Source organism: Streptomyces sp. NPDC015346, assembly GCF_043078785.1.
Taxonomy (GTDB): Bacteria; Actinomycetota; Actinomycetes; order Streptomycetales; family Streptomycetaceae; genus Streptomyces.
The window spans coordinates 180,643-198,680 of the sequence record NZ_JBIBTW010000003.1 but is presented as its reverse complement, the minus strand read 5'-3'; the positions used below and the strand labels follow the sequence as shown (position 1 = coordinate 198,680).

Genomic DNA, 18,038 nt, shown 5'->3' with positions numbered 1-18,038 from the left:
CGGCCAGGCCGGGAGGGCCGCCCACCCGCGCCGGGGCAGGGATGCGTGCGGGGTCCACGCATCGCGGGGCGTTTTGCGGGCATCCGCCTCCCATGAATCGGCTTCCGGACACCAGCGGTTCCCACTGGATACGCACGGCGGCGATACCGGCGTACCCGCCTCTCCCCGACGGCGGCGCGGCGGATGCCGATGTCGCCGTCATCGGCGCCGGCATCGCCGGGCTCAGTGTCGCCTGGGAGCTGGCCCGGGCCGGCCGGAGAGTGGTCCTCCTGGAGGCCGGCCGGGTGGCCGGCGGGGTCACCGGTCATACCACCGGGAAACTGAGCGCCCTGCACACCACCGTCTACGACAGCCTCCGCTCCTCCCACGGCCCCGACGCCGCGCATGTCTACGCCCAGTCCCAGATGGCGGCTGTGCGGCACGTCGGCGAGGTGGCCGCCGAACTGGGCGTCGACTGCGAGCTGGAGGGACGGCCCGCCCTCACGTACTGCGAGGATCCGGAGGGCATCGACGCCCTGCGCGCCGAGGCGGAGGCCGCGAAGGAAGCCGGTCTCGACGCCTCCTTCGTGACGGAGACGGACCTGCCGTACCCCGTCGCCGGGGCGGTCCGCGTCGAGGAGCAGGCGCAGTTCCATCCGCGCAAGTACCTGCGGGCGCTGGCCGCCGATCTGGTGGCGCGCGGCGGCCGTATCCACGAACAGACCCGGGTGACCGAGCTCGACCAGGGCGAGCCCTGCCGCCTGACCACGGAGTCGGGCGCCACCGTCACGGCCCGCGCCGTCGTCGTCGCGACGCACCACCCCGTCTTCGACCGCGGTCTGCTGGCCGCCCGCCTCACCCAGCACCGGGACCTGGTGGTCGCCGGGCCGCTGCCCGCCGACCGGGACCCGCGGGGCATGTACATCACCCGGGAGGGCGGCAAGCGCTCGGTGCGCACGGCCCCGTACGGCGACGGCAGGCTGCTGATCGTCACCGGCGAGGTCTTCACGCCCGGGACGGAGAGCGACACCGAGGGCCGCTATCGGCGGCTCACCGAGTGGATGGTCGAGCGGTTCCCCGGGGTGACCCCGACGCACCGATGGGCCGCCCAGGACAACGCCGCCACCGACACCGTCCCCCTCATCGGCCCGCTCCACCACGGCGACGACCCCCGGGTCTTCGTGGCGACGGGCTTCGCCGGCTGGGGCATGGCGGGCGGCGTCCTGGCGGGCCGGTTGCTGAGCGGGCTCATCACCGGCCAGGCGCCGCCGGAGTGGGCCGAGCTGTACGACCCCCGGCGCCTGGGATCCGTGCTCAAGACCGCGCCTTCCGTCGCCAAGGCGCAGTGGGACGTCGGCAAGCACTTCGTCAAGGACCGTCTGGAGACGGCGCTCGGGCGGGGCCCGGCGGACACGGTGGAGGACATCGGGCCCGGTGAGGGCGCGGTCCTGCGGGTCGGCGGCCGGCCGTGCGCCGTCCACCGGGACGACTCCGGGCGGCTCCACCCGCTGTCCGCGGTCTGTACGCACCTCGGCTGCATCGTCGCGTTCAACCCGGCCGAACGGACGTGGGAGTGCCCTTGTCACGGCTCCCGGTTCGGCATCGACGGCGATGTTCTGCAGGGGCCGGCGCTGCACCCCTTGGAGGCGTACGACCCCGATGACATCGGGCGTTAGGCGTGGGCGCCGGCGGTCCGTGACGGGCGCCGGGGAGGCCGGAGGCCGTGAGGCCGAGGAGAGGGACGAGTGCGAGATGGAGATCCTCACGATGGGGGTGGAGGAGGAGTTCGTGCTGGTCGATCCGGTGAGCAGGGCGCCGGTCGACCGGGCGCCCGCTGTGATCGGTTCGGCCGCGGCCGAGCTGGGCGGTCAGGTGCAGTCGGAGTTCTTCAACGCCCAGGTCGAGGTCTGCACGCGGCCCACCGCCTCCTGCCGGGATCTGCGCGGCGAACTCGCCCGGTTGCGCGGGACCGTGGGCGCGGCCGCCGCCGCGGCCAACTGTCTTCTCGTCGCCTCCGGCACGCCGGTGGTGCCCCGGAGGAGCCGTTGACGGTGACCGACACGGCCCGGTACCGCCGCATGGCCCGCGCGTACGCCACCTCCTTCAGCCGGTACAGCGGGCTCGTCTGCGGGTGCCACGTCCACGTCGGGACACTCGACCGGGAGCGTGCCCTGCGGCTGGCGAACCATCTGCGGCCCTGGCTGCCGGTCCTGCAGGCGCTCGCCGGCAATTCGCCGTTCTCGCGCAACCGGGACACCGGCTTCGCCAGCTGGCGTTCGGTCGAGTTCGGCCGCTGGCCGACCGCCGGACCCGCCCCGGTACTCGACGAGGAGCGGTATCTGGCGCTCGTCACGGGCCTGGTGGGCGGTGGCACGCTGATGGACCGCAAGATGATCTACTGGCACGCCCGGCCCTCCGAACACGTACCGACGCTGGAGATCCGGATCGCGGACGTCAACGCCGACCTCGACATGGTCGTCCTGCTCGCCGCCCTCGTCCGCGGGCTCGCGGTGACGATGCTCGCCGAGGCGGACGCGGACGTCCCGCCGCCCGACCTGCCCGCGCGGCGTCTGCTCGCGGCCCACGAACACGCCGCGAGACACGGCATGTCGGGTGAGGGCCTCGATCCGGAGAGCGGTGAGCCACGGCCGGCCCGCGAGCTGGTGGAGCGTCTGCTCCTCAGGGCCGGGCCCGGGCTTGACGCCGCGGGCGACGCGCCGTTGGTGGAGGAGCTGTGGCGGGCCGTGCGGCGGGGCGGCAACGGCGCCGTCCGGCAACGCGCTGTCCATGAACGTCACGGCAGGCTGAGCGACGTCGTCGACTCCCTCGCCGCCGTCACCGCGGACGCGTGAAGGACCCGACCGGGAGTGCCATGGAGTGGTCGTTGTCGCTGCTGGGTGCGGCGCTGGTGCTGTTCGTGCTGCGTGATGTCTTCCACACCCTCTGGCATCCGACGCGGCACGGCGGTCTGAGCAGGCTGGTGATGACGGCGCTGTGGCGCCTCTCCCGCCGCCTGAACGGCCGCCGTCGCGGGGCGGCCGGGCTCGCCGGGCCGCTGGGGATGGTGACCGTCTTCTCCCTCTGGGCGCTGGGCGTGGCCGTCGGCTGGGCGCTGGTCTACTGGCCCCACATGCCGGGCGCCTTCTCGTACTCCACGGGGCTCGATCCGGCCGACCACGCGAGCCCGGTGGACGCGCTGTACGTCTCCCTGGTGAACTTGGCGACCCTGGGCCTGGGCGACATCGCGCCCGTGGCGGGGTGGCTGCGCCTCCTCGCGCCGCTCGAGGCGCTGGTGGGTTTCGCCCTGTTGTCGGCGGTCGTGGCGTGGATCCTCGGCATCTACCCGGCCCTCGCGCGGCGGCGGACGCTGGCGCTGCGGCTCTCGCATCTGCGCCGCACGCACGGGACGACCGAGGCGCTCGACTCCGACGCCGGCGCGGCCCTCCTGGACAGCGTGGCCGCCGAGGTGTGCGTCGTCTCCATCGACTTCATGCAGTACCCGGAGTCGTACTACTTCTTCGACGGGGACGCCCGGGCGTCGCTCGCCGAGCAGATCGGTTTCGCCGCCGGGCTCGCCGAGCGGGCGGCGCAGGCCCGCCACCGTGACGTGGGGCCGGCCGCCGACGTCCTGAACGCGGCCCTCGACGACCTGGCGGTCATCCTCGACGAGCGCTTTCTGCGCACCGGGGGACGTACTCCCGTCGTCCTGGCCGCGTACGCCACCGAACACGGCGGCGGCCGGACACCGAGGGGGCCTGGGAGCCCTTAGGTTCGGACGCGCTCGGAGCCGGCCGGCGAGGGCTGAGCGGCCGGTGCGGGCTCCTGGGCCGAGGGGTGCAGGTGGTAGATGGCGAAGGCCCGGCCGATGACCGGCTGGGCGACGTTCCGGACGCGGACGCCGCCGGGCGTCACGCCGTGCTCGGCGCCGAGGTGGGCGTGGCCGTGCACCGCCAGGTCCGCCCCGGCCTCGTCCACCGCCTCGGCCAGCAGGTAACTCCCCAGGAAGGGGAAGATCTCCAGCGGCTCCCCGGCGAGCGTGTCGGGGACGGGCGAGAAGTGGGTCAGTGCGATCCGCGTCGTGCACTCCCTGTCCGCGAGCTCCCGCAGCGCGCGCCGGAGGCCCTGCGCGCAGTCCCGGCTGTGCCGGACGAACGCCTTCATCACGGGTTCGCCGAACTCGCCGGCGCTGCGCCCCGGGAATCCTCCGCCGAATCCCTTGGTTCCGGCGATGCCGAGCCGTGTGCCCTGTACGGGGATGACGACACCGCTGCCTTCCAGGACCTCCACCCCGGCGTCGCCGAGGACCTCCGTGATGGCGTGCTGGGCGTCGTCGTGGTAGTCGTGATTGCCGAGGACGGCGACGACCGGGACGGGCAGCCCCTCGACCTCCTCCGCCACCACACGGGCCTCCGCGACGGTGCCGTGGCGGGTGAGGTCGCCCGCCAGAAGGAGGACGTCGGCGGACTCGCCGAGCGTCTCGAAGGCAGGCCTCAGGGTGCCCCGGCTGTCCTCGCCGAGATGGATGTCGCCGACGGCCGCGACTCGGATCATGGCAGGTCCTCCGCCCGGTCGGGTTGTGTGTTGCCCGCCACGACGACATCGGCGTGGATGGCGAGCCCCGCGAGTTCGGTGCGCGCGAGATCGAGCACCCGGTCCCGGTAGGCGGCGCTCGGGACGGAGCCCCGGATCAGTACGGAGGCCCCTCGCAACTCCACGAGCAGGCCGAGTTCGGCCAGTTCGCCGCCCGCGAGCCGGTCTCTGAAGTGCTCGATGCGGTATTCGGTGGGCTCGGGCGTGTTCATGGGCCGTCCTTCCGGTCGGACGTCGATCCACCACGGGCTCGGGCTCGGGCTCTGCACGACTACCCCTGCGAGCCCGGCTCATTCGCCGCGGGATGTGCCGCGGGCACTGGGTACTGTCGAGTCATCGAGTCATTCGGTGTGGCATTCCGTGGGGCGTGCGCGCGGCCGGAAGGAGACGGAGGGGCCTGATGGCGGTGGACGAGCTCGACACCCGCATCCTGCGACTGCTGATCGAGCAGCCGCGCACCAGCGTGCGCGAGTACGCGCGGATCCTGGGGGTGGCGCGCGGCACCGTGCAGGCCCGTATCGACCGGCTGGAACGGGACGGGGTGATCACCGCCACCGGTCCGGTCCTCTCCCCCGCCGCCCTCGGGCATCCGGTGCTCGCGTTCGTCCACATCGAGGTCACGCAGGGACATCTGGACGAGGTCGGCGACGCGCTCGCCGCCGTGCCGGAGATCGTCGAGGCGTTCTCGATCACCGGCGGCGGGGATCTGCTGACGCGGGTGGTGGCCCGCGACAACGGTCATCTGGAGGACGTCATCCAGCGTCTGATCCAGATCCCGGGTGTCGTCCGCACCCGTACGGAGATGGCGCTGCGCGAGAGGGTCGCGCACCGGCTGCTGCCCCTGGTGGAGTCGGTGGGCCGCGCCTCGTCCCGGGGCGCTTGAACCCTCGGCGGGGCGCGAGCGAGGTCCTGGACCTTCCTCCAGGCAGGGCCGCAGATGCTACGAGAAATCACCTGGTCGATTGCAGATGAGAGGCCCCTCGGCCTAGCGTGGCGCACATGCAGTCCTACACCATCGGGCAGGCGGCGCGCCTGCTGGGCGTCAGCCCCGACACCGCGCGCCGCTGGGCGGACGCCGGCCGGGTCGCGACCCATCGCGACGAGAGCGGCCGCCGTGTCATCGACGGCCGGGACCTGGCGGCGTTCTCCATCGAGATCGGCCAGGCGGGCCAGGGCGACGAGGACGTCTCGTACACCTCGGCCCGCAACTCCTTCCCCGGCATCGTCACCGCCGTCAGGCTCGGCGATGTCGCCGCGCAGGTGGAGATCCAGGCGGGCCCGCACCGGCTCGTCTCGCTTCTCACCCGTGAGGCCGTGGAGGAGTTGGGTCTGGAAGTCGGCATGCGGGCGACCGCCCGCGTGAAGTCGACCAGTGTCTTCATCGACCGCGCCTGACCGATCACGCGTCTGACCTGCCAAGGAGCCCCTGCTCATGCCCTCCCCTCGCACCCCGCGTCCGCTCCGCACCATTCCCGGGCGCCGGACCGCCGTCGCCCTGCTGACGGCCGGTCTGCTCGCGCCGCTGGCCGCCTGCGCCGGTGACGGCGGCGCGAAGTCCACCACGCCCACCGGGTCCACCGGTTCCGGCTCGGCCGCGCCCTCGGCGCAGCTGACCGTGCTGGCCGCCGCGTCGCTCACCGATGTGTTCAAGGCGGCGGGCACGGCGTACGAGAAGAGCCACCCGGGCACCCGGCTGACCTTCTCCTTCGCCGGTTCGCAGGAGCTGGCCGCCCAGGTCCGGCAGGGCGCGCCCGCCGACGTCCTGGTCACCGCCGACACCAAGACCATGGACGGGCTGCGGGCGGAGACCGGCGCGCCCACCGTCATCGCGAAGAACCGGCTGGTCATCGCCGTCGGCGAGGGCAATCCCAAGAAGGTCGACGAGCTGCGGGACCTCGGCGCCCCCGGCCTGAAGGTGGTGCTCGCCGCCCCCGAGGTCCCGGCCGGCCGCTACAGCCAGAAGATCCTCGACGCGCGGAAGATCTCCGTGAAGCCGGTCTCCCAGGAGCCGAACGTCCGCTCCGTCCTGAGCAAGGTCGAAATGGGCGAGGCCGACGCGGGCCTCGTCTACCGGACCGACGCCGCAGGGGCCGCCGACAAGGTCGACGCCGTCGAGATCCCCGACGCGCAGAACGCCATCGCCTCGTACCCGGCCGCGACGCTGAAGACGTCGAAGCACGCCGAGGCCGCCGCCGCCTTCGTGGCCTGGCTGAGCACGCCCGAGGCGCAGAAGATCCTCCGGGGCGCCGGCTTCCAGCAGCCGTAGGAACAGAAACAGAGCCCCAGGAACAGAGCCGTAGGAACAGAGCGATGAGACGTCTCCCCGGCCGCTCACCCGGCCGTTCACCCGGCCCCCGTACGCCGGCCCTGCTTGCGGTCCCCGCGCTGCTCGCCGTCGCGTTGCTGCTGCTGCCGCTGGTCGGCATCCTCGCCCGTACCGAATGGAGCGAGATCGGCGGCCATCTGACGGGCGCGGGGCCCGTGCGGGCGCTCGAGCTGTCGCTGATCGTGTCGTTCTGGTCGCTCGGCCTCTCGCTGCTGTTCGGCGTCCCGCTCGCCTGGCTGCTGGCCCGGGTGCCGTTCCGCGGGAAGGCGTTCGTACGGTCGCTGGTGCTGCTTCCGATGGTGCTGCCGCCCACGGTCGGCGGCGTGGCGCTGCTCCTCGCGTTCGGCCGGCGCGGGCTGCTCGGGCCCTGGCTGGAGGACACCTTCGGGATCACGTTCCCGTTCCACACCTCCGGCGCCGTGCTCGCCGCGACCTTCGTCGCCATGCCGTTTCTGGTGATCAGCCTGGAGGGCGCGCTGGGCGGGCTGCGGCCCCGGTACGAGGAGACGGCGGCGTCGCTCGGCGCCTCGCCGGTACGGGTCTTCTTCACCGTCACCCTGCCGATGGTCGCCCCCGGTCTGATCGCCGGGGCGGCCCTCACCTGGGCGCGGGCGCTCGGGGAGTTCGGCGCCACCATCACCTTCGCCGGGAACCTGCCGGGCACCACGCAGACGCTGCCGCTCCAGGTCTATCTGCTGCTGCAGGAGGAGCCGGAGGCGGCGACCTCGGTCTCCCTGCTCCTGCTCGCCATCGCGATGGCGGTCCTCGTCGCGCTGCGCGGCCGCTGGACCGGAGGCGCGCCCTCGACCCGGCCGGCTCCCGTCCCCGGCCCCGACCTCGCGCCGGATCCCGTGCCCGCCGTCGGGGACGTCGAGAAGTCGACACCGATCGTCCGGGACGGGAACGCGGACCGGGACGGGAACACGGACCGGCAGGAGGACGCGGATCGGGAAGGGGACGACGCCGCCGTGCCGGCCCCGGAGGGCTGGGCGCTGCACGCCGAGGTCACCGGCTTCAACCGCCTCACCCTGGACGCGGAACCCGGCACCACCATCGCCGTCGTCGGCCCCAACGGCGCGGGGAAGACCACCCTGCTGCGCGCGCTGCTCGGTCTGACCCCCCGCGCCCATGCGCAGCTCCGCCTCGGCGACACCGACGTCACCGCCCTTCCCCCGCACCGCCGCCAGGTCGCCTGGGTCCCCCAGGACGGTGCGCTCTTCCCGCACCTGAGCGCGCTCGCCAACACGGCGTACGGACTGCGCGCGCACGGCGTCCCGCGTGCGGAGGCCCGGCGGAGCGCGCGCCGCTGGCTCGACCGGCTCGGCGTCGGGCATCTCGCCGACCGCAAGCCGTCCCAGCTCTCCGGCGGTCAGGCGCAGCGGGTCGCCCTGGCCCGCGCGCTCGCCGCCCGGCCCCGGCTGCTCCTGCTCGACGAGCCGCTCGCCGCCCTCGACCAGACCACCCGCGCCCATGTGCGCCACACCCTGCGTTCCCATCTCGCGGGGTTCGGCGGGGTCTGTCTGATCGTCACCCACGACCCCGTGGAGGCCGTCTCCCTCGCCGACCGGGTCCTGGTCCTCGAGGACGGGCGCACCCTCCAGGACGACACCCCCGCCGAGGTCTCCCGCCACCCCCGCTCGCCCTGGGTCGCCCGCATGCTGGGCCGCAACGCCTGGCCGGGGGCGGCCACCCCGGACGGCCTGGCCCTCGCCGACGGCGGCACCCTGGTCGCCGCCGACCCGTTGCCGGCCGGTACGGACGCCCTCGCGATCATCGCCCCCGAGGCCGTGTCCGTACACCGCGAGAGGCCGGGGGGCAGCCCGCGCAACGTGTGGCCCGGCACCGTACGGGAGATCACGGCGAGCGGCAGCCGGCTGCGGGTGCTGATCACCTCGGAGCGGGTGCCGTCCCTGGTCGCCGAGATCACGCCCCAGGCGGCGGCCGAACTCGGCCTGGCGGACGGCGTCCCCGTCTGGACCGGCATCAAGGCGACCGAAGTGACCCTGGTGGCCCTCTGAGGCTCCCGCGCGGCCGGAAAAACGGGCGCGGCGGCGGGTGAGGGTGTGTCAGAGTACCGCTGTTTCCGCCCGCCGACCCGGAGTGTCCGATGGCCGTACCGCCCCGCCTGGTCCCCCTTCTCGAGCAGTTCGACTTCGCCCGGGAGCGGCTGACGCACCGGATGGCGGGGCCGTTCGTGGACAGCGGCAACGGCACCGACGTCGCCGTGGTGCCGCTGACGGACGAGGAGTACCTGTGGGAGCCGGTCCCGGGCTGCTGGTCGGTGCGTCGCCGTGCGGACGGGCCGGGCCCGGGGGCGACCGTCCTGACGGGCGCCGGCGAGTGGGGGCGCGACTCCGCTCCCGCGCCGCATCCGGTACCGCCGCCGTTCACGACCATCGCCTGGCGGCTGAGCCACCTCAGCGAGCTGCTCGCGCTCCGCTCCGAGCACACGAACGGCGGCCACGTCCTGACCCGTGACGACTACACCGTCAGCGGGGACGCGGCCTCGGCGATCAAGGCCTTCGACGCGGGTGCGAGCGCCTGGCGGGAGGCGCTCCTTGCGGCGGACGACACGGCGCTCGACACCGTGGGCCACAGCACGTACCCGCACGGCAGCGATCCGGAGGACGTCTTCCTCGACATCGTCTGGTGGGTCAACCAGGAACTGCTGCACCACGGGGCGGAGATCGCCCTGCTCCGCGACCTCTACCGATACCGGTCCGTGTGACGCGCGGCCTCGGGGGCGTCGAGCCCTCGCGCCGCCCCGAACGGCGTGGGATCATTGTATGAAGCGACATAAGCCGTGTCTGAGACAGATCGAGAAGGCGACATGTCCGCCATCAAAGAATCCATCGACATCGCGCGCAGCCCCTCAGAGGTCTTCAGCTACGTGACCGACCCCACGCACCTGCCGGAGTGGCAGGAGAGCGCCGTCTCGGTCCGCCCGTTGAGCGACGCCCCCATGACCGTCGGATCGAAGGTCGCCGTCACGCGGCGGATGGGGCGGCGGGAGATGACCTCGACGATGCAGGTCATCGACATGGATCCGCCGAGGAGTTGGCACATCCACGGCATCGACGGTCCGGTACGCGGTGACGTGCAGGGCACGATCGAGCCGCTCGGGGACGGCGAGCGCTCTCGTCTGACGCTCTCCGTCGACTTCGAGGGCCACGGCATCGGCAAGGTGCTCGTGCCCCTCGTCGTCCGCCCCTTCGTGAAGAAGGAGATGCCGCAGAACGAACGGAACCTCAAGGGAATTCTGGAAGGGGGGACCGCCACCTGACCCGCCGGTGGTCGCGTGGATCATGTGTCCATGACGATCACCTCTCGGCGCGGTCTCCTCGCCGCCATCGCGGCGTCCGCCGCCGCCGTCCCGCTCGCCGGGCTGACCACCATACCCGCCCGGGCCGCCGTCGCGGCGGCGGACGTCGCCGTGCCGGTGCCGCAGTTCCCGCCTGCCCCGGGGGTGCCCGGGGCGATCTCCTCGGTGACGACGGCCCCTCTCGACGGGTCGTTCTTCAGCCGGGTGTCGCTGGGCGCGCTGACCGTCGGCGTGCTGCCCGGGACCCCGGAGCGGACCGAGGTGACCAGTGCGGGCAGCCGCGTCGCGCTGCTGACCAAGGGCGCCCGTACGGTCCTGCTGCCGGGCCCGATACGCACCTTCCGCGAGAACAAGCGGACTTTCCACGACGACTTCAAGCGCACCCTCCCGGACCGCGCCGTGGCCGACCCGAAGCAGTGGGAGTGGGGCTGGGGTTCGACCCGCGGCGGGGGCTCGTGGAGCGAGGTCAACGGCGCCGCGACCGACTACGAAGTGACCGCCGACGGCACCGGTACCGGCATCATCAGCCTGACCAGCTCGAACGTCAGCCGTCATGTGACCGTGCGGGACGACGAGCTCAGAGACGTCGACGTCCGAACGACGGCCCGTTTCGACAAGGCGCCGGCCGGCGCCGCGTACTCCTTCGCGCTCTCCTTCGGCTACCAGGACAGCGACAACAGCTACCGGGCCCGGCTCCACTTCACCCCCCAGGGCGCCGTCGAGCTGCGTCTGGAGAAGGAGAAGGCCAACGCCGTCGCCTCCCTGGTCCCGTCCGTCACACTCACCACCGCGGCCACGGCCGGCAGCTCGTGGACGATCCGCGTACGCCGTGAGGGAAGCCGCATGCAGGCCAAGGCCTGGCGCGCGGACGCCGCGGAGCCGGCCGCGTGGACGGCCGAGGCCACCGACACCGACTCCCTCTTCGCCACGGGCCGCGTCGGCGTCCGCGCCATCGCGTCCACCGGTACGACCAACCTGCCGGTCCGGCTCCTCGTGGAGAACTTCTCGGTGGGCGCCGCCACCTGGGCGCAGCCGCCGACCGTGACCCACGGCGACTGGGTGCGGGTCCTGCCGGAGCCGTTCGACGGGACCTGGACGCCCGAGCTCGAGCAGCGGATCCGCGCCTGGGCGGGCTCGACGGAGCCGGACGTCCTCGCGTACGCCGCGATGTTCCTGCCCGGTGCGTCCGACGTGCAGAGCGGGGCCGGCCCGGCGGCGGGCGAGCGGGCGCTGGGCAGGGCCGGTTATGGAGGCGCCGACGCGCGGGGCTATCTGAAGGAGGGGGCCGACTTCCACGACTACCTGGGCATTCCGTGGACCTTCCCGACCAAGACCGTCTCGGCCACAGAGCCGGTCGGCACCCTCGACTGCTCAGGCTATGTACGGATGGTCTACGGCTTCCACCTGGGCGTACCGATGGGGGCGTACGGCGACACCTCCGGCATCCGCCTGCCGCGCACGTCCCGGGACATGGTCGATCACTGCCCCGGCGTACGGATCGCCCAGGCCACGCTTCCCCCGGCGACCTTCGCGCCGCCCGCCGCCCCGCTGCTCCAGCCCGGTGACCTCGTGCTCTTCAACGCCGACCTCGACGACGACACGAAGGACGACCCGGCGACCGCCGAGGACGAGCGGTTCCTCGTCGTCGACCACGTCGGGATCTACCTCGGCGTGGACTCCCGGGGCGCCCGCCGGTTCCTCTCCAGCCGCAAGACGTGCGACGGGCCCACGATGGGGGACGTGGCGGGTGCCTCGACCCTGGACGGAACGGGGACGTACGCGAAGAACCTCCACACCGTCCACCGCGTCTGACGGACCCGGACCCCGCGCCGGCGTGCGGGGTCCCAGGCACCAGGGCGGCGGCGGCAGCTTCGGATCAGCTGAAGACGACGGAGCGGAGCTTCAGCCGCTCGGAGGCGTGGCCACCGTTCGGCCGGAGGGTGAACCACTCGCCGTCGCAGCCGGGGCCGGTGAAGACGGTCGCCGTGGCGTCCGTGCCGTTCCGCGGCGAGTGGGCGGGCGGCGTCCACGGCTCGGCGGTCTCGGGGAGGGTGATGCACACCCTGCTCGGCGGGTCGACGAAGTGGCCGAGCCGCGGGGTGCCGCTCGGATCGCTGTAGACGTACGTGAAGTCGCCCTCCGCGGCGGAGGCGGAGGGCGCGGCGGCGAAGAGTACGGCGAGACCGCAGGCGGCGGCGGTGGCGAGGGTGCGCAGGCGCATGAGGGTCGTCCCATCGTCGGTCGGTTCGGCCGGAGTGCTCTCCGGCCACCGAGCAGCCCTCCCCCGGAACGATCACGCGCATACACCGGTGACCTGCGGAAACGATCAGCCCTCACCCGTCCGGCCGTATCAAGTCCCTGTGCCGGGACGGCCCCCTGTGCCGCGACAGACCCCCACACATGCAGTCCCCGGCACTCCGTCTCCGTCCTCGGGGTTCCCAGCCGTCGCTGAGAACGCGGAGTCCGGGCGGATGCGCCGAGGGCCTGGCCAGAGCCAGCGAGTGGGTCACGCGGGCCGGTGAACGTCTTCACCGACGGGTGGCTCGCTCTGGTTTTCTGGTGTATTGGGGATTTTCCTCCTTATTCGTCCCGAGTCAAGAGGGTACGGAAGACCCGTCCGCCGAGACCGGCCTCTCGAAGAAGGTCTCCAGCACCACCGTCGCCTGGGTGCCGCTGACCCCGTCGATGGCGTACAGCCGCCGCAGCACGTCCTGGAGGCCCTCGGTGGTGGCGGTGCGCACCTTCACGAGGACGGAGGCGCTGCCCGCGATGACGTGCGCCTCCTGGATCTCGGGAAGGGCGGCGAAGGCCTCGGCCGAATCCCCCATCCAGGCCGAGGAGTCGACCATGACGTAGGCGAGCACACCCCGCCCGAGCGCGGCCGGATCGACGTCCACGGTCGTGCGGCGGATGACACCGCGCTCACGCAGCTTCCTCACCCGCTCGTGCGCGGCGCCCGCGGACAGGCCGACCGCCCTGCCCAGCGCCGCGTAGGCCTGGGTGGCGTCGCGCTGGAGCTCCGCGATCAGCATCCGGTCGACATCGTCCACGATCCCCTCCACCATTCCCATGCCAAAACCATATACGGTCCTGTCATACTCAGATCATTCCGAATGTCATTCAGGCAACGAGGGACAGGGGTGGCTCATGCCCGGCGAAATCATCGACGACCTGTACGAGGTTCTGGACGAGCGCTTCCGCACCGGACGGTGCGCCAACGGCGACGTCCGTCTGGAGCGGCTGCACTCCGACTGCCGCTGGGCCGAAGGCCCGCTCTATCTGCCCGCCTGGCGGCAGCTGATCTGGAGCGACATCCCCAACGACCGCCTGCTGCGCTGGGACGAGACGACCGGCACGATCGGCGTCTTCCGCTCCCCCGCCGGGCACGTCAACGGCAACACGCTCGACCGCGAGGGCCGGCTGGTCAGCTGCGAACAGGGCAACCGCCGGGTCACCCGCACCGAGCACGACGGCCGTGTCACCGTCCTGGCCGACCGCTTCGAGGGCAGGCGGCTCAACAGCCCGAACGACGCGGTCGTACGGTCCGACGGCTCGGTCTGGTTCACCGACCCGGACTTCGGCATCACCAGCGACTACGAGGGTCACCGCGCCGAGAGCGAGATCGGCAGCTGCGACGTCTACCGGATCGATCCGGTGACGGCGGAGGTCCGCCGGGTCGCCGACGGCTTCGGCGGCCCGAACGGCATCGTCTTCTCCCCCGATGAGCGGCAGTTGTACGTCGCCGACACCCGCGCCCGCCACATCCGCGTCTTCGATGTGCGCGAGGACGGCACCCTGTCCGACGGCAAGGTCTTCGCCGAGCGCGCCGACGGCGGCTTCGACAACATCCGCTTCGACGACGAGGGACGGCTGTGGGCGGCCGCGCTCCACGACGGCGTGCACTGCTACGACCCGGACGGCACGCTGATCGGCCGGCTTCTCGTGCCGGAACCCGTCTCGAACCTCACCTTCGGCGGGCCCAAGAACAACCGCCTGTTCATCACGGCCACGACCTCGCTCTACTCCCTGGTGATGGCCGTGACGGGACTCCCCCGGGTGCGGTGACACGGGGGAGCGTGCCGCGTCAGGACCCCCAGGCCTCGAACTCGTAGATCCGGGCGGCCGGGTCGGTGGTCTGCGTGGGAGCGGTGATCTCCAGGCGTACGTAACGTGCGGTGGAGGTCACCGGATGGGTCGTCGTGGCCGCCGTGTTGCCCGTGACCGTCACGGCCGTGGTCCAGGGGTCGGCGGTGGAACCGCGGACCTTCACGGTGAAGTCCCGGGTGTTCCAGGACGCGCTCTCGCCGCCCGCGCCCGCGTGCCGCACCGTGAAGCGGCTCAGCGAGCGGGCCGAACCGAGGTCGACCTCCAGCCACTTGGCGGTGGTCGTGGTGCACCACTTGTCGCCGTTGCCGCCGGAGACCGAGCCGTTGACCGCCTTGGCGGCGGTCTCGGTGGCGTTGCACTGGCCGGACGCGGTCGCGGGGCGGTTCAGGGCGAGGTTCGACTCGGTCGCGGTGGACCAGGCGACCGTGGTGGTCGCGGCCGGTGAGCGCCCGTACTCCGCGGAGACGGCCTCGACGTCGAGCGTCGTCGAGGTCTCCGTACCGACGCGGTCGAGCTGGGGGACGAAGTAGGCGTCGTTCGGGGTGGCGCCGAGGAAGGTCCGGGTGCCGTCGGCGTTGCGGCGGTACACCTCGTAGTGGTGGACCGATCCCGAGGCGGACGCCGTCCAGGCCAGGCGCAGCGACTTGCGGGTGGGGCTCACGTCGGTGGCGCCGAGGACGGTGACGCCGGTCGGCGCGGCCGCCGCGTCCACCGCGCCGTCGAAGACGGCGAGCTGTCCGACCCGCACGTCGTAGGAGGGCATCGAGCCGGCGGCCTGGAGGCCGATCTGGGCGATGGTCCGGCCGCTGAAGGCGGTCAGGTCCAGGGTCTTGCGCTCCCATCCGGTGGTGGTGGTCGAGCCCAGGTCGAGGGTGGTGAAGGAGGTCGGCGCGTCGGTGAAGGAGACGGCCGCCTTCAGGCGGGTGGGTCCCGCGGCCGGGGTCTTCACGACCACGGACAGTTTGGTGTCGGCGGCCACCGGCAGCTTCGTCTGGTACAGCCGGACGGTGTTGACGGCGTCGAGGGTGCCGGTCAGGCGCAGCGAGGAGCCGCCCTCGTACGCGTCCGTGAAGTCGATCGACGGCGTCAGCTTCGTCCCGGCGGAGGTGACCAGCCAGCGGTAGGTGGGCGGCACGTCCTGGAGCGAGAGATTGTTCCAGCCGGCCGACGAGACCCGTGCGCCCGCCGAGTGGTAGAAGTCGCCCTGCCCGGCGCCGAAGGAGGTGACGAACGGCTTGGCGGTGACGGCGGAGGACTCGGCGACGTGGTGCGCGAGGCCCTTCCAGGCGGAGGTCGTGGTGGTGTTCGACGGGTCGCCGTTGGCGCCGTCCCAGTAGCGCGCCTCGCGGGTGTGGAAGTCGGCCCGGGTCGCGGCGGAGGTGAAGGTCCACTCGGGGCGGTAGATGCCGAGTGAGGTGACGTGCGGCTGCCCGGCGGGGAAGACCGATCCCCAGGGGACGGAGGTGTGGTAGCCGTTCGCCTCGGTGTCGATGCCGGAGTACAGCTCGTACTCGCCGCGGCCCAGGCTCCGGGCGAGCGTACGGGAGGAGTCGAGTCCCGAGGCGCTCCAGCCGAAGTCCAGGAACATGGAGTCGGAGGTGCGCTGTGCGCCCTCCTGGAGGAAGGAGTCGTTGGCGGGGGTGAGGGCGTCCTGCCAGCTCACCGCGCCGGACTCGGTCATCGCGTCGTACCACATGAACTCGAGGGGGCCGAGCGTACGGGCGTAGCGCATCACGTTCCGCAGCTCGGTGGCGAGGGCCGCGTCGCCTCCCGCGGTCTCCTGGTTGATGAACCAGCCGTCGAAGCCGTAGTGCCGGGCCACCTGGGCCAGCTTGTCGGCGACCGGGTATCTGTTCCCGGACTTCTGGGCGAAGTCGCGCACCCACTGGATCTGCCCGCCGTAGGCGGTGGGCGGGAAGAAGACGGTGCCGTAGACCTTGACGCCGTTGCGGTGGGCGGCGTCGATGACGGTCGCGTTGGGGGCGAGGATCAGACCCTCACTCGCGGAGCCACCCCAGAAGACGAGCTTGTCGATGTACTGCCAGTGGCCGAAGGCGTAGTGGTGCGGGTTGGTGGAGCCCTGCGAGGGGTTGTTCGAGGTGGGGCCGAAGGAGACCAGCGAGGCGATCTTCCCCTCGCCTGCGCGGGCGTTGGCGTTGGCCTTGAGCGCCGGGTCGGAGACGCGCGGCCGCAGGGGGACCCGGGAGCGGTTGAACCGCGCGTCGGGGTCGGTGGCCGGGTCCCAGGTCAGCAGGGTGTTCGGGTGCCAGTACGAGGCGTAGGGCTGGTCGCCCGCCGCCCGGTCGGCGGCGCGCGCCTCGGGGGTCGCGGGGGCGAGCGGGGTGAGGCCGAGCAGCGCGGCGATCAGCGCCGCTATCGGCAGAACGGGCAGGTGTCGTCTCATCCGATACTCCGGTCCAGCGGAAGGGTGGGGGTGCTGGGCGTACGGGAGGTGCGGCGGTACGGGAAGGTGCGCCGGTACGGGAAGGTGCGGCGGTACGGAGAGGGCTGCGGCGTACGGGGGCCGCGCCGACCGTCGTGCGCGGGCCGGGCGGGGCCTGGCCTGGCCTGGCCGGGCGGGCCGGCCGTGGGCGGACGGGGCGACCGGCTCGCCCCGGAGGCTAAACGGCTTTAGTCGGCCGGGTCAAGACCGGGTGGGGCGGTGGACTCACGGACCGTCAGGCGGGGCGTGGGGTTCTTGACGTCGCGCGCCGCCGCCGGGTCGTCGACGACCGCGAGCAGCTCCCGCGCGACCTGCTCGCCGAGGGCGAAGGTGTCGCGGGAGAGGGCGGTGAGGGAGGGGTGCACGATCCGGGCGAGCGCGGAGTCGTCGAAGGAGACGATGGACAGCTCGCCCGGGACCGCCACGCCCATCTCGGCGGCCACGCCGAGACCGGCCACCGCCATGACGTCGCTGTCGTAGATGATCGCGGTCGGCCGCTGGGGGCGGGCGAGCAGCGCCCGGGTGGCGGCCGCGCCCTCGGCGTCGCTGAAGTCGGTCGGCAGCGAGACGGCCTCGGTCAGGCCGAGGCGCTTCGCGCTGTCCCGTACGGCGCGGATGCGGCGCTGGGTGTGCTGGAAGGCCGGGAGTCCCGCGAGGTGGGCGATCCGGCGGTGGCCGAGGGCGGCGAGGTAGTCGACGATCGACACCATCGCCTCGCGGTCGTCCGCCCAGACGCTGGGCAGCCGGCCGTGGCGCCCCGGCCCGCCGATCACCGTCGTGGGCACGCCGAGTTCTTCCAGGACGGGGATCCGCGGGTCGCGGACCTGGAGGTCGACCAGGACGAAGCCGTCCACCCGGTGCTCGGAGGTCCAGCGCCGGTAGACCTCGGTCTCGGCCGCCGTGTCCTCGACGACGAGCAGGTGGAGCGCGGTGCCGCGCACGGAGAGACCGGCCTGCAGACCGCTGAGCAGCTGGCTGAAGAAGGGTTCGAGGCCGATGGTCCGCGCCGGGCGGGCCAGGACGAGGCCCACCGCGCCGGCCCGGGCGCCGCCGAGGGCGCGCGCGGCGCTGTGCGGGCGCCAGTTCATCTCCTCGGCGACCCGCAGGATGCGCTCCCGGGTCGCCGCGCTGACACCGGGCCTGCCGTTGAGCGCGAAGGAGACCGCGCCTTTGGACACCCCTGCCCGCCGGGCGATGTCGGCGATCGTCGGTCTGCCCACGCGGCGCCCCTTCCGTCCTCTTCGCGTCCTCGGGACGCGCCCGCGCACTCC

Annotated in this window: 18 protein-coding genes; 12 read left to right on the top strand and 6 right to left on the bottom strand. The window is 72.8% G+C overall.

The genetic code is table 11. The features are described 5' to 3' along the window. Nucleotides 1-92 precede the first annotated feature (92 nt). From ACF06X_RS11780 to ACF06X_RS11765, 4 genes are read left to right on the top strand one after another with little or no spacing between them, the layout of a single operon-like run. Nucleotides 93-1,655, top strand: coding sequence for an FAD-dependent oxidoreductase (locus ACF06X_RS11780; protein WP_392287082.1), 1,563 nt, complete (start codon nucleotides 93-95; stop codon nucleotides 1,653-1,655). A gap of 19 nt (nucleotides 1,656-1,674) precedes the next feature. Beyond that, entirely contained in the window at nucleotides 1,675-2,028 is a 354-nt protein-coding gene (locus tag ACF06X_RS11775) for a glutamate-cysteine ligase family protein (protein WP_392287081.1), read from the top strand. A gap of 2 nt (nucleotides 2,029-2,030) precedes the next feature. Further along, nucleotides 2,031-2,831, top strand: coding sequence for a glutamate-cysteine ligase family protein (locus tag ACF06X_RS11770; protein WP_392287080.1), 801 nt, complete (start codon nucleotides 2,031-2,033; stop codon nucleotides 2,829-2,831). Nucleotides 2,832-2,851: 20 nt separating this feature from the next. Beyond that, nucleotides 2,852-3,748 carry a potassium channel family protein gene (locus tag ACF06X_RS11765; protein WP_392287079.1) on the top strand — a complete coding sequence of 299 codons (897 nt, stop codon included), beginning with the start codon at nucleotides 2,852-2,854 and terminating at the stop codon, nucleotides 3,746-3,748. Here ACF06X_RS11765 and ACF06X_RS11760 read toward each other — a convergent pair. Continuing rightward, complete coding sequence (locus tag ACF06X_RS11760) at nucleotides 3,745-4,530, bottom strand: metallophosphoesterase (protein ID WP_392287078.1); 786 nt, start codon at nucleotides 4,528-4,530, stop codon at nucleotides 3,745-3,747. The genes ACF06X_RS11765 and ACF06X_RS11760 overlap by 4 nt on opposite strands. Continuing rightward, entirely contained in the window at nucleotides 4,527-4,781 is a 255-nt protein-coding gene (locus ACF06X_RS11755; RefSeq protein WP_392287077.1) for a hypothetical protein, read from the bottom strand. Before ACF06X_RS11755 ends, ACF06X_RS11760 begins: the two co-directional genes overlap by 4 nt. A gap of 188 nt (nucleotides 4,782-4,969) precedes the next feature. Here ACF06X_RS11755 and ACF06X_RS11750 point away from each other — a divergent pair, with 188 nt between their 5' ends. The 7 genes from ACF06X_RS11750 (at nucleotide 4,970) to ACF06X_RS11720 (ending at nucleotide 12,029) form a co-directional block, all read left to right on the top strand. Further along, nucleotides 4,970-5,452, top strand: a complete 483-nt coding sequence (locus tag ACF06X_RS11750) for an Lrp/AsnC family transcriptional regulator (protein WP_392287076.1) — start codon at nucleotides 4,970-4,972, stop codon at nucleotides 5,450-5,452. Nucleotides 5,453-5,568: 116 nt separating this feature from the next. Continuing rightward, nucleotides 5,569-5,964 (top strand): molybdopterin-binding protein, encoded by a 396-nt coding sequence (locus tag ACF06X_RS11745; protein ID WP_392287075.1) that lies wholly within the window; start codon nucleotides 5,569-5,571, stop codon nucleotides 5,962-5,964. A gap of 37 nt (nucleotides 5,965-6,001) precedes the next feature. Further along, a complete protein-coding gene (gene modA, locus ACF06X_RS11740) occupies nucleotides 6,002-6,835 on the top strand; it encodes a molybdate ABC transporter substrate-binding protein (protein WP_392287074.1) in 834 nt (277 codons plus the stop codon). A 44-nt stretch (nucleotides 6,836-6,879) separates the two neighbouring features. After that, the gene (locus tag ACF06X_RS11735) at nucleotides 6,880-8,913 is read left to right on the top strand and encodes an ABC transporter permease (RefSeq protein ID WP_392287073.1); all 2,034 of its coding nucleotides are present in this window, start codon (nucleotides 6,880-6,882) and stop codon (nucleotides 8,911-8,913) included. An 89-nt stretch (nucleotides 8,914-9,002) separates the two neighbouring features. Next, nucleotides 9,003-9,623: a DinB family protein gene (locus ACF06X_RS11730; protein ID WP_392287072.1), complete on the top strand. Its 621-nt coding sequence runs from the start codon at nucleotides 9,003-9,005 to the stop codon at nucleotides 9,621-9,623. Nucleotides 9,624-9,725: 102 nt separating this feature from the next. After that, nucleotides 9,726-10,178: an SRPBCC family protein gene (locus tag ACF06X_RS11725; protein ID WP_392287071.1), complete on the top strand. Its 453-nt coding sequence runs from the start codon at nucleotides 9,726-9,728 to the stop codon at nucleotides 10,176-10,178. Nucleotides 10,179-10,208: 30 nt separating this feature from the next. Further along, the gene (locus tag ACF06X_RS11720; RefSeq protein ID WP_392287070.1) at nucleotides 10,209-12,029 is read left to right on the top strand and encodes a hypothetical protein; all 1,821 of its coding nucleotides are present in this window, start codon (nucleotides 10,209-10,211) and stop codon (nucleotides 12,027-12,029) included. Nucleotides 12,030-12,093: 64 nt separating this feature from the next. On the opposite strand, the gene ACF06X_RS11715 is transcribed toward ACF06X_RS11720, so the two are convergent. Further along, complete coding sequence (locus ACF06X_RS11715; RefSeq protein ID WP_392287069.1) at nucleotides 12,094-12,438, bottom strand: hypothetical protein; 345 nt, start codon at nucleotides 12,436-12,438, stop codon at nucleotides 12,094-12,096. 373 nt (nucleotides 12,439-12,811) lie between these two features. Further along, on the bottom strand, nucleotides 12,812-13,267 hold the full coding sequence (locus ACF06X_RS11710) for an Lrp/AsnC family transcriptional regulator (protein WP_392287678.1): 456 nt from the start codon (nucleotides 13,265-13,267) through the stop codon (nucleotides 12,812-12,814). Between the two features lie 97 nt (nucleotides 13,268-13,364). On the opposite strand from ACF06X_RS11710, the gene ACF06X_RS11705 reads away from it, so the two are divergent. Further along, a complete protein-coding gene (locus tag ACF06X_RS11705) occupies nucleotides 13,365-14,282 on the top strand; it encodes an SMP-30/gluconolactonase/LRE family protein (RefSeq protein WP_392287068.1) in 918 nt (305 codons plus the stop codon). A gap of 19 nt (nucleotides 14,283-14,301) precedes the next feature. Here ACF06X_RS11705 and ACF06X_RS11700 read toward each other — a convergent pair whose 3' ends face one another. Together ACF06X_RS11700 and ACF06X_RS11695 are read right to left on the bottom strand one after the other, a co-directional pair. Continuing rightward, the gene (locus tag ACF06X_RS11700) at nucleotides 14,302-16,728 is read right to left on the bottom strand and encodes a discoidin domain-containing protein (RefSeq protein ID WP_392287067.1); all 2,427 of its coding nucleotides are present in this window, start codon (nucleotides 16,726-16,728) and stop codon (nucleotides 14,302-14,304) included. 227 nt (nucleotides 16,729-16,955) lie between these two features. Then, nucleotides 16,956-17,987, bottom strand: coding sequence for a LacI family DNA-binding transcriptional regulator (locus ACF06X_RS11695; protein WP_392287066.1), 1,032 nt, complete (start codon nucleotides 17,985-17,987; stop codon nucleotides 16,956-16,958). Between the last annotated feature and the right edge of the window lie 51 nt (nucleotides 17,988-18,038).